Annotated in this window: 13 protein-coding genes and 1 tRNA gene; 8 read left to right on the plus strand and 6 right to left on the minus strand. The window is 63.8% G+C overall.

Translation table 11 applies throughout. From position 1 onward, the window contains the following. Window positions 1-156 precede the first annotated feature (156 nt). Window positions 157-2,412 carry a hypothetical protein gene (locus tag ACIGJC_RS01325; protein WP_483710240.1) on the plus strand — a complete coding sequence of 752 codons (2,256 nt, stop codon included), beginning with the start codon at window positions 157-159 and terminating at the stop codon, window positions 2,410-2,412. 218 nt (window positions 2,413-2,630) lie between these two features. Here ACIGJC_RS01325 and ACIGJC_RS01330 read toward each other — a convergent pair whose 3' ends face one another. Next, window positions 2,631-3,296 (minus strand): dihydrofolate reductase family protein, encoded by a 666-nt coding sequence (locus ACIGJC_RS01330; protein WP_483710241.1) that lies wholly within the window; start codon window positions 3,294-3,296, stop codon window positions 2,631-2,633. A gap of 354 nt (window positions 3,297-3,650) precedes the next feature. Here ACIGJC_RS01330 and bfr point away from each other — a divergent pair, with 354 nt between their 5' ends. The 3 genes from bfr (at window position 3,651) to ACIGJC_RS01345 (ending at window position 5,019) form a co-directional block, all read left to right on the plus strand. Beyond that, window positions 3,651-4,127: a bacterioferritin gene (gene bfr / locus ACIGJC_RS01335; RefSeq protein WP_483710242.1), complete on the plus strand. Its 477-nt coding sequence runs from the start codon at window positions 3,651-3,653 to the stop codon at window positions 4,125-4,127. Between the two features lie 89 nt (window positions 4,128-4,216). Beyond that, a tRNA-Cys gene (locus ACIGJC_RS01340) sits at window positions 4,217-4,291 on the plus strand. Window positions 4,292-4,575: 284 nt separating this feature from the next. Then, complete coding sequence (locus ACIGJC_RS01345) at window positions 4,576-5,019, plus strand: GNAT family N-acetyltransferase (protein ID WP_483710243.1); 444 nt, start codon at window positions 4,576-4,578, stop codon at window positions 5,017-5,019. Window positions 5,020-5,106: 87 nt separating this feature from the next. Here ACIGJC_RS01345 and dmeF read toward each other — a convergent pair whose 3' ends face one another. Next, window positions 5,107-6,132, minus strand: a complete 1,026-nt coding sequence (dmeF, locus tag ACIGJC_RS01350; RefSeq protein ID WP_483710244.1) for a CDF family Co(II)/Ni(II) efflux transporter DmeF — start codon at window positions 6,130-6,132, stop codon at window positions 5,107-5,109. 321 nt (window positions 6,133-6,453) lie between these two features. Next, on the minus strand, window positions 6,454-7,902 hold the full coding sequence (locus tag ACIGJC_RS01355) for an aminotransferase-like domain-containing protein (protein WP_483710245.1): 1,449 nt from the start codon (window positions 7,900-7,902) through the stop codon (window positions 6,454-6,456). Window positions 7,903-8,231: 329 nt separating this feature from the next. Between ACIGJC_RS01355 and aptA the strand changes: the two genes are divergently transcribed. The 3 genes from aptA to bcaP all read left to right on the plus strand — a co-directional run bounded on the left by aptA (window position 8,232) and on the right by bcaP (window position 12,647). Continuing rightward, the gene (aptA, locus tag ACIGJC_RS01360) at window positions 8,232-9,563 is read left to right on the plus strand and encodes an omega-aminotransferase AptA (RefSeq protein ID WP_483710246.1); all 1,332 of its coding nucleotides are present in this window, start codon (window positions 8,232-8,234) and stop codon (window positions 9,561-9,563) included. A gap of 14 nt (window positions 9,564-9,577) precedes the next feature. Further along, window positions 9,578-11,095 (plus strand): CoA-acylating methylmalonate-semialdehyde dehydrogenase, encoded by a 1,518-nt coding sequence (locus ACIGJC_RS01365; protein ID WP_483710247.1) that lies wholly within the window; start codon window positions 9,578-9,580, stop codon window positions 11,093-11,095. A 154-nt stretch (window positions 11,096-11,249) separates the two neighbouring features. Then, window positions 11,250-12,647 carry a branched-chain amino acid transporter BcaP gene (gene bcaP / locus ACIGJC_RS01370; protein ID WP_483710248.1) on the plus strand — a complete coding sequence of 466 codons (1,398 nt, stop codon included), beginning with the start codon at window positions 11,250-11,252 and terminating at the stop codon, window positions 12,645-12,647. 3 nt (window positions 12,648-12,650) lie between these two features. Here bcaP and ACIGJC_RS01375 read toward each other — a convergent pair whose 3' ends face one another. Further along, window positions 12,651-14,072: an aminotransferase-like domain-containing protein gene (locus ACIGJC_RS01375; protein ID WP_483710249.1), complete on the minus strand. Its 1,422-nt coding sequence runs from the start codon at window positions 14,070-14,072 to the stop codon at window positions 12,651-12,653. A 151-nt stretch (window positions 14,073-14,223) separates the two neighbouring features. On the opposite strand from ACIGJC_RS01375, the gene ACIGJC_RS01380 reads away from it, so the two are divergent. Continuing rightward, window positions 14,224-14,565, plus strand: coding sequence for a DUF2917 domain-containing protein (locus ACIGJC_RS01380; RefSeq protein ID WP_483710250.1), 342 nt, complete (start codon window positions 14,224-14,226; stop codon window positions 14,563-14,565). A 55-nt stretch (window positions 14,566-14,620) separates the two neighbouring features. On the opposite strand, the gene ACIGJC_RS01385 is transcribed toward ACIGJC_RS01380, so the two are convergent. Together ACIGJC_RS01385 and ACIGJC_RS01390 are read right to left on the minus strand one after the other, a co-directional pair. Further along, window positions 14,621-14,923 carry a HigA family addiction module antitoxin gene (locus tag ACIGJC_RS01385; protein WP_483710251.1) on the minus strand — a complete coding sequence of 101 codons (303 nt, stop codon included), beginning with the start codon at window positions 14,921-14,923 and terminating at the stop codon, window positions 14,621-14,623. A 19-nt stretch (window positions 14,924-14,942) separates the two neighbouring features. Further along, window positions 14,943-15,221 (minus strand): type II toxin-antitoxin system RelE/ParE family toxin, encoded by a 279-nt coding sequence (locus ACIGJC_RS01390; protein ID WP_483710252.1) that lies wholly within the window; start codon window positions 15,219-15,221, stop codon window positions 14,943-14,945. Window positions 15,222-15,235 lie beyond the last annotated feature (14 nt).

Consider the following 15,235-nt stretch of genomic DNA (forward strand, 5'->3'; position numbering starts at 1 on the left):
TGAGAACGTTGTGAGGTGGCATGAACTCGAATCAAAATTTTTTGCTGAACGAGGGATAACGTTGGAGTTCCCGGCAGAGGGGGATGTGCCTCGGCTTCGACGCGAACATCGACTCCCCTTTGCTGATGAAAATCCGCCATTCACGGAGAAGACGTAATGGAGAACTCTGAATATCTACCTTTCATGCCAATGTCGCTTCTCCAGTGGACTAAGGCTGGCGAAGAGGCTACGTATTGGCGCTATTTGATTCATAGTAAAGATGGAACCCAGTTATGGGTCCTGCAGGTAGAACCGAAGATAACTCCCAGAAGCAGTAGAGCTCCGGTGTGCTGGGAGAGGAACGACATCGGTCCGTTGGTCAATCTCACTATCAGGAAGACCGACGACTGTGTGAGACACGCGTTCATGGATGAGGAGACGCGGCGGTTCAGCGACACGGACGAGACCAACTTGGCGCTTCGCTTTGAATGGGTCACGCTGCTGATTGGGGATGGCTTGGAGCGGTACTTGTCCTGCGAGGAGTTCCGCACGGAGCGACTAAATGCGGTCGCTGCGCTGGTAGGGGTGCCGGTCCCACGCTTGATGACAGTGCTCACTCGCTATCTTTGGTATGGCGGCGGGCGGGGCGCGCTCTACCCACTTCGTCCGTTGCAGGGGGCTCCGGGAGTAAGCAGGCTAGACTCAACGGACGAAAAGCTGGGTAGGCCCAACGCAAACGTGGTGCTTGACCCGAACACCATTCACCGCGGCGCAAACATGCAGCTGGAGATGCGTGAGGAGTGGGCAATAATGCTGGAGACCCACTATCCAGCGGGGAAGGAGGTCTCTCAGGTCTTTCGCGACCACATGCTTCCTCGATTGCGGAACATCCCATTCCATCTTCGTCCGGATGAGCGCCTCTTTCTCGAACATGGTTATCGGATTGTCAAAGAGAGGCGTCTAAAGGAGTCACGGGTCGGCTATGTCGCATGGGCCCAGGAGTACGCGGCTAGAACGGGCAGTGCCACGGATGGCGGCTTTGGAGTGATTGATACGTATGACCTAGATGGGATGGAATACAACATGTATCTCATCTTTGGTAAGAAGCGTCTGGATGCTGTAGGAAAGCCGACGGTGATTCTCGCCGTTTGCCGCCGTAGCCGCGCAGTCGTTGGATGGTATGTAACGATACGTTCGGAGTCGGGGAATACCTACAAGCATTGTTTGTTCAGCAGCTTCACATCGAAAGCTCGGACGTTGGCCCGCCTCGGCATTACAGAGAGACTTCTAGGCCTCGTTCATGGAACTTGTGATGAAGTTTATTTTGACCGTGGACCAGGTATATCGATTTCTGTCACGGAGGCCGTCGTGAACGAACTGAAGCTCGACCAGGCTATCGCTCCGCCGAGACGCGCTGATTTGAAGGGCGTTGTTGAGGGGGTCAACGCAATCTTTCAGCGGCGAACGGCTGACTTGCCTGGCGCGTACAAGCGAACCGGAGAGCGGGCGGACAAGGAGCGCCAGGACAAGGCTCAGCAGGAAGCGACACTGACGACTCTGGACTTCGAAAGAACCCTTGTCTACGCAATTAACGAGTACAACTTGACGGCGGATGTCGACAATATTCTGACGGATACAATGATTACCGACGATGTGAAACCTAATCCAGCTTCGGTTTTTGGCTGGTACCGGCGAAAGCGACTGGGCGGAGCATCAAAAGAGTGGACAGAGCGCGAGCTGTACTTGCGTTTGCTTGAGTCGGATACTCGAACGGTACGACGGGGGCGGGTTCAGTATGGACGAGGCTTCTATACGAGTAAGGAGCTTGTCGATTTCTACAACGTGGAAATGCAGCGGCCACGCCGACCTGACAATCCCGGCATCCGTATTCGCATTCCGATGGATGATGCTACCTATCTGTTGTGGGAGCGTGATGACGGCTCATTCATCGAGCTCGCTGAGACGGCCCGGACTACGGAACGGTTCGGGCGGGCGCTTCGATTTGACCGCAAACTGTCCAACCTATTCCGACGGGCGCAGAGGCGTGTACAAGCTGCAACAAATGCGGCGGGGAACAAGCTTGCAAACTGGAAGGCAGGCTTGATGCGGGACTCTTCTGAGAAGTCAAACGGGGGAACATACAAGACGGGCGCGACCGTGACCCAGGCGCGGCGAGAACTGGCCAGTGAAGAGTCCGCTGCTCGTGGAGCGGTCGAGCGAGACATTTTGGGTCTCGGAGCTCGCCCAGTTCAGAAGGGTGAAGGCGAATTCGGAAATCCGCCTGAGCCGAGGAAGCATGACGGCCGAGAAGACGAGCCGGACGAATCCAATTTCGAAGAGGAGGCTATCGTCGCGGAGCCCAGCACGCGTGGCGACAGCGTCCTTGGTTCCTTCATGTCCAAGATTCTTGGCAATAGGAGTCACGGACGCTAAGGAGCTGCAGCTTCGTTATGCGATAGTGTTCCCGTCCAGCGCCCGTCAGAATTTTTCTGGCGGGCTTTTTTTATTTGCACGTGCCCGGGGCGGTCGCCAGCGGGCGACTGGCTGATAAAAGCTTAATTAAAACAATGACTTAGGCGAGTTTCACTTGTTATTCTAAACTTCTATTATGCGATTCTGTTTGTGGAGGACACCCGCACGCCGTGCCGGCGCTACGCCCGCTTCGTCAGCACGACGTGCAGCGCGGCGGGCGTGCTCGCGTGTTCGGTGCAGGCATAGCCGAGCGCCGGCAGGTCAATGCCTGCAAGCAGCGACTCGCCGCCGCCGAGCAGCGTCGGCGCCATGGCGAGGTGCATCTCGTCGATCAGGCCGGCGTGCAGGTACTGGCGGATCGTCGCCACGCCACCGCCCACGCGAATATCGCGGCCCCGCGCGGCTTCGCGCGCGCGCGCCAGCGCCGCGTGGATGCCATCGGTGACGAAGTGGAAGGTCGTGCCGCCCTCCATCTCGATCGATGGCCGCGCGTGGTGCGTCAGCACGAACACCGGCACGTGATAGGGCGGGTTGTCGCCCCACCAGCCTTTCCAGTCGTCATCGGGCCACGGCCCACGCACGGGGCCGAACATATTGCGGCCGAGGATCCATGCGCCCAGATTCTCGAAGCCGCGTTCGGCAAAGTCATTGTCGACCCCGGTGCTGCCGCCCTCGCGGCCGAGCATGGCCTGGAAGCGGCGCGTGGGGAACACCCATTCGTGCAGCGACATGCCGCCGACTCCCATCGGATTGGCGAGGCTCTGGTCCAGGCCGGCACCGTAGCCGTCAAGCGACAGCGAGAAGCAGTTCACCCTGAGTCGGGATGTTGGCTGCGTGAGATTCATGATCCACTCCCTGTTCCTTTGTCGAACGGTTCAGCACGCGATCGGCTCTCCAGAGAATAGGAAAGAGCAGGTATCCCACTCCTTTTTTACGGGCAATGGGCGCCGAGCTGTTCCTTCCGGATGGGCAACTACCGCGTTCCTGGCATTTTTACGCGCGACTGATAATCGCGTCGAAAATCAAAACCATACGCATTCTCGATCCAGCGCACAGCAGGCGATGATTTCCCGCGCATTTTGCCGTCTCGCTTGATGTCGCGCCAATCGGGCCTACCATGAAAATAGACCGGCGCAAAAGCCGGACCGGATCGGACAAGGAAAAACAGTATTTTCTGTCCCGGGGGAAGGGGATATGCCATGAAATCTGACAAGAAGGTCATACAGCTCCTCAATGCCCAGCTCAAGCACGAACTGACCGCGATCAACCAGTATTTCCTGCATGCGCGCATGTACCGGCATTGGGGCATCAATGCGCTGGGCAAGCACGAATACGAGGAATCGATCGAGGAAATGAAGCATGCCGACAAGCTGATCGAGCGTATCCTGTTGCTCGACGGCCTGCCGAATCTGCAGGACCTCGATAAATTGCTGCTCGGCGAAAACACCGGTGAAATGCTGGCTTGCGACTTGAAGCTCGAGCAGATTTCCCAGGCCAGCTGCAAGGAAGCGATCAAGTATTTCGAATCGGTGGGCGACTACGTATCGCGCGAAGTCGTCGTCGACATCCTGGAAGCGACCGAAGAACATATCGACTGGCTCGAGTCGCAGATCGAACTGATCGGCAAGGTCGGCATCCAGAACTACATCCAGTCCGGCATGGGCGGGGTCGAATAACCCCGCCGCGAGTACGGCGCCTGCAAACTTTCCGATTTACCGCTACACTGCGCCCCGCAACACGATTTGTCCCCGGATCTTTCGTCCACGGCGGGGTGGCAGAGTGGTGATGCGACGGCCTGCAAAGCCGTTTACGACGGTTCGATTCCGTATCCCCGCCTCCAGTTTCCTTCCGCGCGCATGGCGCCGGATGCCTGCGGTGCCCTGAGCGGCACGATCCCTGCTTGTCCCTTCGCATATCACCCGTACGGGCGTGGAACCAGCCGGTCTCATGCTGTACCGTGAGCGTTGTTTACGCGTTGTTACCGTCTGGAACAACGGGGCTCTTTGCGGTAGTGTGTTGACGCGGCAATGTGTCGCGTGCAGGTGCATCCGGCGCTTGCGCACGTGACGACCATGCAGGGCTTCCGTGGTGTTCCCGTAGTGACGCAAGGTTAAGAGGCTCCCGATGATTAAAGATCTGCGAATCCGGGCAGCGGTACCTCCGGATGCGCCTGCGGTCGGCGCGGTGCTGGAACGCTGCAGCCTGCCAACCGACGATGTACTCCGCATGCTGGAGCACTTCCACGTTGCCGTGCACGAATCGCAGGTGGTCGGCTGCGGGGCTGGCGAGCGTTTTGGCGAGATCGTGGTGATCCGCTCGGTGGCGGTGTTGCCGGAATACCGCGACCAGGGCATCGCCACCCATGTGGTACGCGCGGTGCTGATGCGGGCGCGTGCCAACGGGGCCAAGCGCGCCGTGCTGCTGACCCCTACCTGCCCGAGCTATTTCGCGCGCTACGGCTTCTCGCTGATCTCTGCCTCGAGCCTGCCGGCCGAGGTGCTGTCCTCCAGTGAATTCCATCGCCATGCCGACACGCCGCCGCTGTGCATGTGCTGCGAACTGACCTGAAGCCGTGCGCGTGAGCGCCGGCACGTTTTCCCGAGAGCGGAAGTAACCGGGTCTTTCCAGTCGGTGGGGAACAGGCAGCAGGCTCCGTCAGGCGTGCCGCGCGGCGCGCACGCCCGGATGGTCTTCGTCGCGGCAGATGCTGATCTCCACCGTCACATGCACGAGCTCCTCATGCACGGACAAGGCCTCGCGCACGCGCTGCGGTGTCAGGGTGGTTTCATGCGTGACCAGGCAGACGATGCAGGCGAACTGCTGCTTGCCGACGCGCCAGACATGGAGGTCGGTCACGCGTATGGCATCGCGGTCGTCGTCGGCGGGTTCGAATCCGGCCAGTACTTCGCGCACTTCACCGACCACCGGGTGGTCCATCTCGCGATCCAGCAGCACGGTTCCGCTCTGGCGCAGCAGCCCCAAAGCCCAGCGGCCGACCAGCACCGCGCCGACCAGACCCATCACCGGGTCCAGCCAGCTCCAGCCGAGCCACCAGCCGCCGGCCAGCGCGACGATGGCCAGCACCGACGTCGCGGCATCGGCCACCACATGCAGGTAGGCGGAGCGCAGGTTGATGTCGTGATGGTGGCCATGCCCGTGCGCGTGGGCATGATCGTCGTGGTGGTGGCCGTGGTGATGCCCGTGTCCATGATGGTCATGATCATGGTGCGCACCGCCGAGGATCAGCGCGCAACCGAGGTTCACCAGCAAGCCGAGCGCCGTGATGGCCATGGCTTCGCGATAGTGGATGGCCTGAGGGCTGAACAACCGGTCCACCGAGCCGATCGCCATCAGTGCCGCCACGCCAATCAGGAACACGGCGCTGGCGAAGCCGGCGAGCACTTCGATCTTCCAGGTGCCGAAGGCAAAGCGCGCATCCGACGCGTAGCGCCGCGCGGCCGCGTAGGCAAAAGCCGTCATGCCGATCGCCAGGGCGTGCGAACTCATGTGCCAGCCGTCGGCCAGCAATGCCATGGAGTTGAACCACCAGCCGGCAGCAATTTCCACGACCATGGTGACGGCCGTGATCATCATCACCAGCCGGGTGCTGCGCTCGGCGGCATGGTTGCCAGTGTCGAATACGTGGCTGTGGGTCCACGTAGAGAGATCTTCGGTGTGCATGGAGGGCGGATCCGTCGGAGGGAGCAGGAAGCGAGCGGGTAGGGTAGCAGACCGCCGCGCGCGAAGCCGGGGCGCCCCTGTGGCCGGAGCGGGAATGCGCAGGCGGCCGCGTGCTGCATGTGATGCGCTCTCGTTTATACATACATTCACGTATGCATGTATAATTTCAAGAAATATTCACATTCCATCCCCATTGTTGTTGTCAATTTCGATATGAGCTACCGTTTTATCGCCGTCTGCATGGCGGTCTGGATTGGCATCTGCGCGACCGCTGGCATGGTGGTCGAGCGCCTCTGGAGCTGAGCCCGGCAGCGGGCCGGTTCAGACAGCGCGCACGGCGCGCTCCCGGTCCGACAGGCCATCCAGGAAGTCCCATAACGGCGGCGCGTCACCGGTCGCCACATTGAAGCGGATCCATGGCGAATCCGTTTCCTCCGGCTCGAAATAGGATCCTGGCGCCAGCCAGATGCCATGTTCGAGCGCAAGCGTAGCGAGCCGGTTGCCGGTCATCGGCAGGCCATCGGGTAGCGCGTCGCGCACGCGGGCCCAGGCGAACATCCCGCCTTCCGGGCGCAGCAGCACCTCCAGGCCGTGCGCTTCCATCTTCTCCGTCACGCGGTCCTGCTGGGCGCGCAGCCGTTCGGCCAGCGCCGCCACATGGCGGCCGTAGTGGCCGCTGGTCAGGACCGAATACACCAGCCGCTCCGTCACTTCCGACGAGGTCAGCCCGACTGCCATCTTGGTCCGCGCGAAGGCCTTGGCCAGGTCCGCGCTGGCGGCGAGATAGCCGACACGCAGCGACGGCGTGATGGTTTTGGAAAAGCCATTGACGTAGACCACCTGCGACAGTCCATCCATCGCGGCCAGCATGGGCGAACCCGCCGGCGCGAGTTCGCGGTAGATATCGTCTTCCACCACCAGCAGCCGGTGCTGCTCGGCAAGCTGCAGCACGCGAAACGCGTTCATGCTGGTGAGGCTGGCGCCGGTCGGGTTCTGCAGCACGGTGTTGACGAACAGCGCACGCGGGGCGTGCGTGCGGATGGCATCTTCCAGTGCATCGGTATCGAGCCCGGCCGCGGTGCGCGGCACGCCCACCACGCGCAGGCCGGCGAGCCGCAGGATCTGCAGCAGGTTGCAGTAGCAGGGCGCCTCGACCAGCACGGTATCGCCGGTGCGCAGCAGCGTACGCACCACCAGGTCCAGCGCCTGCGTGGCGCCCTGGGTCAGCACCACCTGCTGCGCCTGCATCGGAATCCCGTACTGGCCGAGACCGGCGGCGATATGCTCGCGCAGCGGCGCATAGCCGTAAGGCTGGCCGTAGCCCGACACCTGCGCGGCCGGCACGCGCGCGGCAGCGCGCATGGCCTGGTGCAGGCCTTCCTCGTTGAGCCAGTCCCCGGGCAGCCAGCCGGCGCCGGCCTTGATCGGCACGGAATGGTCGGCGAACACATCCGACAGCAGCCACGCCGCATTGAGCCCGGGCGCTTCCCAACGCGGCGCACGCGCGCCGCCCGCCGGCGCATGGCGGTGGGCCACGGTGTAGCCGGAACCTGCGCGTGCGGCAAGGTAGCCCAGCGCGGTGAGCCGGCCGTAGGCTTCGGCCACCGTGAAGGTGCTAATGCCATGCTGCTGTGCAAAGCGGCGTACCGACGGCAGCGCGGAGCCGGCGCGCAGCGCGCGGCGGTCCACCAGCGCGGCGATGCCGGCCACGATCTGTTCGGTCAGAGTTTCGCCGCCGCGGCGGCTGCGGGTCAGGTCAAGGATCAGCATGCGGCACTTCAGACGGAAGCAACCTGTACAGTTTAGCGGCAGCACGAAGGCATCTGGGCAACGCGCCGGTATCCACGCCGCAAATGACGCACTGCAATGTGTGACGCCGCCCGGCACCGCGTGGCGGGTCCCGTTAGCGTGACACGGTGCCGCTGCTGCAGCGGCACAATCCTGTACGGTTTGCCTTGCCTAAACTGTACGGTAAGGTGACGTTGTCCGGACTGTATATTTTGTCGCCCCTGGGCCGCCGGTAGAGTGGCCGACATCCCTGCCGCTGCACGCACTTCGCCGTGACAGCGCGCGCCAACCCGCTTGCCAGAGGAGGACGTATGGACGCCGCCAAGACCGTGATTCCCGATCTCGATGCCCTGTGGATGCCCTTTACCGCGAACCGCCAGTACAAGGCGGCGCCGCGCCTGCTGGCGTCTGCCAGCGGCATGTACTACACCACCCACGACGGACGCCAGATCCTGGACGGTTGCGCGGGCCTCTGGTGCGTGGCCGCCGGCCACTGCCGCAAGGAAATTGCCGAGGCCGTGGCGCGCCAGGCCGCCACGCTGGACTATGCGCCGCCGTTCCAGATGGGTCATCCGCTGTCCTTCGAAGCCGCCACCAAAGTGGCCGCCATCATGCCGCAGGGCCTGGACCGCATCTTCTTCACGAACTCCGGATCGGAGTCGGTCGACACCGCGCTGAAGATTGCCCTGGCCTATCACCGTGCGCGCGGCGAGGGCCAGCGCACGCGCTTTATCGGCCGCGAGCGCGGCTATCACGGCGTAGGCTTCGGCGGCATGGCAGTGGGTGGCATCGGGCCGAACCGCAAGGCGTTCTCGGCCAACCTGATGCCTGGCACCGACCACCTTCCGGCCACCCTGAACATCGCCGAAGCGGCGTTCTCCAAGGGCCAGCCGCAGTGGGGCGCACACCTGGCCGACGAGCTGGAGCGCATTGTCGCGCTGCATGATCCGTCGACCATCGCTGCGGTCATCGTCGAGCCGCTGGCTGGCTCGGCCGGCGTGCTGGTGCCGCCGGTCGGCTACCTGGACAAGCTGCGCGCGATCACCAGCAAGCACGGCATCCTGTTGATCTTCGACGAGGTCATCACCGCATTCGGCCGCCTGGGCACCGCCACCGCGGCGGAGCGCTTCAAGGTCACGCCGGACCTGATCACGATGGCCAAGGCCATCAACAACGCCGCCGTGCCGATGGGCGCCGTAGCCGTGCGCCGCGAAGTGCACGACACGGTGGTCAACTCCGCCGCACCGGGTGCGATCGAGCTGGCGCACGGCTACACCTATTCGGGCCACCCGCTGGCCGCCGCCGCCGCGATCGCCACGCTGGACCTGTACCAGCGCGAAAACCTGTTCGGCCGCGCCGCCGAACTGTCGCCCGCGTTCGAAGCCGCCGTGCACAGCGTACGTGAGGCGCCGCACGTGAAGGACATCCGCAACCTTGGCATGGTGGCCGGCATCGAGTTGGAGCCGCGTCCGGGCCAGCCTGGCGCGCGGGCGTATGAAGCCTTCCTAAAGTGCCTGGAGCGCGGCGTGCTGGTGCGCTACACCGGCGACATCCTGGCGTTTTCGCCGCCGCTGATCATCAGCGAGGCGCAGATCGCCGAACTGTTCGACACCGTCAAGCAGGCCCTGCGGGAAGTGCAGTAACGAGGGACGCCGAAGTGAATATTGCAGAGAACCGGCAGATCGCCGAAATCCACCATTACATCGGTGGCACGGTCCGGCAAGGCGCATCCGCGCGCTTTGCCGATGTCTTCAACCCGGCCACCGGCGAGGTGGCCGCGCACGTGACGCTTGGCACCGCGCAGGACGTGTCCGATGCCGTCGCGGCCGCCAAGGCCGCGTTCCCGGCGTGGGCCGACACACCGCCGCTGCGCCGCGCGCGCATCCTGTTCAAGTTCAAGGAGTTGCTGGACAAGCACCATGACGACCTGGCCGCGCTGATCACGCGCGAGCACGGCAAGGTGTTCAGCGACGCCAAGGGCGAAGTCACGCGCGGCATCGAGGTGGTCGAGTTTGCCTGCGGCATTCCGAACCTGCTCAAGACCGATTTCACCGACAACGTGGGCGGCGGCATCGACAACTGGAACCTGCGCCAGCCGCTGGGCGTGGTGGCCGGCATCACGCCGTTCAACTTCCCGGTGATGGTGCCGATGTGGATGTTCCCGGTGGCGCTCGCGTGCGGCAATACCTTCGTGCTCAAGCCATCCGAGCGCGATCCGTCGCCGAGCCTGCTGATTGCCGACCTGCTCAAGCAGGCTGGCTTGCCCGACGGCGTGTTCAACGTCGTGCAGGGCGACAAGGCGGCCGTCGATGCGCTGCTTGCGCATCCGGACGTGCAGGCGCTGTCGTTCGTCGGCTCGACGCCGATCGCCGAATACATCTACACCGAAGGCACGAAGCAAGGCAAGCGCGTGCAGGCGCTGGGCGGCGCGAAGAACCATCTGGTGGTGATGCCCGACGCGGACCTTGACCAGGCCGTCGATGCGCTGGTCGGCGCGGCCTACGGCTCGGCTGGCGAGCGTTGCATGGCGATCTCCGTCGCGGTGGCCGTGGGCGATGTGGCCGACAAGCTTGTTCCGCGCCTGGCCGATCGCGCCTCGACGCTGAAGATCCGCAACGGCATGGAAGCCGACGCCGAAATGGGGCCGCTCGTGACCGGTGCGCACAAGGCGAAAGTCGAAGGCTATATCGAGAAGGGCGTGCAGGAAGGCGCAAAGCTCGTGACCGATGGCCGGGGCCACAAGGTCGCGGGCCACGAGAACGGCTTCTATGTCGGCGGCACGCTGTTCGACAACGTCACGCCCGACATGACGATCTACAAGGAAGAGATCTTCGGCCCGGTGCTGTCGGTGGTGCGCGTGCATGACTTTGCCGAAGCGGTGGCGCTGATCAACGCGCATGAGTACGGCAACGGTGTGTCCTGCTACACCAGCGACGGCGGCATTGCGCGCGCGTTCGCGCGGCAGATCCAGGTTGGCATGGTGGGCATCAACGTGCCAATTCCCGTGCCGATGGCGTGGCATTCGTTCGGTGGCTGGAAGCGCTCGCTGTTCGGCGACCATCACGCCTACGGCGAAGAGGGCGTGCGCTTCTACACGCGCTACAAGAGCGTGATGCAGCGCTGGCCAGACTCGATCGCGAAGGGCGCCGAGTTCACGATGCCGGTGGCGAAGTAGCGTCCCCCCGCAGGGATGATCTGCGTGACGCGTGACGTGGATCATCCCGCCCGGCGCCTAGTGGCTTTTGGCGCACGCTCACAAGAGTAAACTCCCGTCCTTTCCAGGAAAAGGCGAAGCCATCCACAAGACGGCATTCGCGGGGGTAATTCTGATGAGTCTGTTCCGCACCAAGAATATTGACGCCATGCTCGCCGTGGCCGATCACGACGGCCTGAAGAAAGTGCTCGGGCCGATCGACCTCGTGATGATGGGCATCGGCGCCATCATCGGCACCGGCATCTTCGTGCTGACCGGCACCGGCGCGCTGACCGCCGGCCCGGCGCTGACGGTGTCTTTCGTCATCGCGGCCATGGCCTGCGGCTTCGCCGCGCTTTGCTATGCCGAGTTTGCTTCCGCCATCCCGGTGTCGGGATCGATCTATACCTACAGCTATGCCACGCTGGGCGAGATCATCGCCTGGATGATCGGCTGGGACCTTCTGCTCGAATACGGCCTGGCCACCTCGGCGGTGTCGGTGGGCTGGTCGGGCTATTTCCAGTCGCTCGTCGCCGGCTTCGGGCTGAAGCTGCCGGCGGCGCTCACGGCGGCGCCGGGCGCCGTGCCCGGCGTGGCGACCATGGTCAACCTGCCGGCCATGCTGATCATGCTGGCGATCACCTGGGTGGTGTCGTACGGCGTGAAGGAATCGACGCGGCTGAACAATGTGATGGTGGCGATCAAGATCAGCGTGGTGCTGCTGTTCATCGCCGTGGGCGTGTGGCACGTGAAACCGGCGAACTGGCAGCCGTTCGCGCCGTTCGGCATGACCGGCGTGTTCAATGCTGCGGCGCTGGTTTTCTTTGCCTTCATCGGTTTCGACGCCGTGACCTCGGCCGCGGAGGAGGTGCGCAACCCGAGCCGAGACCTGCCCGTCGGCATTGTCGGCTCGCTGGCGGTCTGCACCGTGCTGTACGTGGTGGTGGCCGCGATCATGACCGGCATCGTGCCCTTCGCGAAATTCGAGGGCGTGGATCATCCCGTGTCGCTGGCGCTGCAGTTCGCCGGACAGAACTGGGTGGCTGGCTTTGTCGACCTCGGCGCCATTCTGGGCATGACCACGGTGATCCTGGTCATGACCTACGGCCAGACCCGCATCATCTTTGCCATGTCGCGCGATGGCCTGCTGCCCGAGCGGCTCTCGTCGGTGCATCCCGTGCATGCCACGCCGTACTTCGCCACGTGGACAGTGGGCATCGTGTTCGCCATCATTGCCGGCTTCGTGCCGCTCAATGTGCTGGCCGAGCTGATCAATATCGGCACGCTCGCTGCCTTCACGCTGATCTCGGTTGCCGTGCTGGTGTTGCGCCGCACCCGGCCCGACCTGCCGCGCGCGTTCCGCTGCCCGGGCGTGCCGGTGGTGCCGCTGCTGTCCGCGGGCTTCTGCCTGTTCCTGATGGCCCACCTGCAGGCGCTCACCTGGATCGCATTCCTGGTGTGGCTGGCGATCGGCCTGGCGGTGTATTTCCTCTACGCGCGGCGCAACGCCGTGCTGCACAACCACGGCGGCTGAGGCTCAGCCCCTTGCGCTCTCCTGGCCCATGGCGGCGGCCTCGCGCATGAACGCCACCGAGCGCGGTTCGTTGGCATACGCGGTATTGACGCGGATCCACGCCGAGGTCTCGCCGCCCGGCCGGAAGTAGTTGCCGGGCGCGAGCATCACGCCGTATTTTTCGCCCAGCGCGACCAGCTCGCGCGAGTCCTCGATGCCCGGCGGACGGGCCCACAGGAAGTTGCCGCCCGCGGGCTCGCAGAACACTTCCCAGCCGCATGCCGAAAGCTGGCGCACCGCGTTGGCCGAAGACTCACGCACGCGCAGGCGCAGCCGTTCCACGTACTTGCGATAGGCGCCGCGTTCCAGCAGCGAGGCGGTGACCGCCTCCGCGAAGTGCGAGCCGGCCACGCTGGTGAGCACTTTCACATCGACGAGGTCCTTCACCAGCGCCTTGTCCGCCACCAGGTAGCCGGTGCGCAGCGAGGCCGACACGGTCTTCGAGAAGCCGCCGATGTAGATCACGTGCTCCAGCTGGTCCAGCGTGGCGAGCCGGTCGGTGAAGTGCGTCTGGAAGTCCGAGAAGATATCGTCCTCGACAAAGCGGAAGCCATGGCGGCGCGCCAGTTCCAGCAGTCGGAACGCGACTGGCGGCGCAAGGGTCGAGCCCGTGGGGTTCTGCAGCACGCTGTTGGTGAAGAACAGCTTGGGCTTGTGCTCGCGCAGCAGTGCCTCGGTGGCCTCGGGGTCTGGGCCGGACGGCGTGTGCGGCACGCCTACGAGCTGCACGCCGTGCAGGCGCAGCAGGCCGAACAGGTTGTAGTAGCCGGGATCTTCGACAAACACCGTGTCGCCCGGCTTGAGCAGGTGGCGCACCACCAGGTCCAGTGCCTGGCTGGCCCCGGTGGTGATCAGCACCTGGGGCAGCTCCGCGGCAATGCCGAGCTGGCGCACGCGCAGCAGCACCTGCCGGCGCAGTTCAGGGTGGCCAAGCGGTGTCGCGTAGTGAATCACGCTGTCGATGTCGTTGCGCGACACCGCACGGATGGCCTGGGTCAGCCCTTCCACATCGCGCCAGGTCTCGGGTACGAAGCCGCCGGCCAGCTTGAGCGCGCCGCTGGGATGGTTGAACTGCTCCATGATGTGGCCGGACAGGTCCTCGGCCAGGCTCGGGTCCGACCAGCCGCGCGCCGACCGGGTGGCCAGCGGGCTCTCCGCCACATAGAAGCCCGATCCATGGCGCGAATCCAGCAGTCCTTGCGACACCAGCCGGTCGTAGGCCTCGATCACCGGGAAGCGGCTGATGCCACTGTTGGCCGCAAGCTGCCGGATCGAAGGCAGCCGTGCGCCGGGGCGCGCCTCGCTGGAGCTGATCCAGGCCTTCACGCCCTGGATGATCTGCTCGGTCAGGGGAACGCCCGTGGTGGGGTCAATGATCAGCTTCATGGTGGCGTCGACCTATCAGTCGAACTGTCAGGAAAAACTACTGAACAGTTCATGGAAAACTGTTCACAACTGTACATGGGATTCTAGTCGGGCATGCGAATAATGGAAGCATGGCGGAGATCGGTGCCGCCGCGCTGGCAAGGAGTGCGACATGCGTGAACTGAGGGTATTTGAACTGGATGAACCGGGGCAGCCGGTAAGCCTGCGCGCGCGCTACGGGCAAAGCGTGAAGGTGATCGAGGGCCGGGTATGGGTCACGGTGGAAGGCTGCGTGGCCGACTTCTGGCTGCGGCCTGGCGACGTTTTTGCGCTGGCCGAGGGCGAGCGCTTCTGGCTGTCGGGCGAGGGCGGCCCGGCGCGTATCGCGCTGGCAGCAGTATCCGCGCCGTTGTCGTGGGCGCGACTTGCCGGCTGGCTGCGCGTGCTGGCGCACCGCTGGGGCGAGTGGAAGACGGATGCGTTTGGGGAGTGCCCGCGGTTGGGCGTGCGGTGATGGCGTCGTCAGCCGCTGCCAGGGCCGCCATGCGCGGCCCTCTTCATTCCGCCACTCAGGCGGAGACCGAATGCCGCTTGATCTCCGCCAGCTTGGCGGCACCGATCTTTTCTTTCGCCATTTCGGTGTCGTAGTAGGTCTGCAGATTCATCCAGCTTTGCGCGTCGGTGCCGAAGAAGGCCGCCAGGCGCACCGCCGTGTCTGCGGTGATCGCGCGTTCACCCTTGACGATTTCGTTGATGCGGCGCGGCGGCACGTCGATGGCCTTTGCCAGGGCGTACTGGGACAGGCCTAGCGGCTCGAGCCAATCCGCCTGCAGGATCTCGCCTGGGGGGGCGAGCGGGACTTCACGAGACATTGCCTGCTCCTTTGCGTGTTTAGTGGTAGTCGACGATTTCGACGTCGGCTGCGTAGCCATCGGCGAACCGGAAGCAGATGCGCCACTGGTCGTTGATCCGTATGCTCAATTGCCCGTCACGGTCTCCCTTGAGTGCTTCCAGGCGGTTGTTTGGCGGGACCCGCAGGAAGCCAAGGCTGTCCGCCGCATGAATTTGCTGCAGCTTTCGGATGGCGACTTGTTCGATGTTGGTAAATCGGGCAACGCGGGTACCACCGAAAAGCAGCGCGGTGTCGCGGCAGTTGAACGACGTAATCATGGTTATGATAACGC

This window comes from Cupriavidus sp. C3SS-1 (assembly GCF_057073755.1).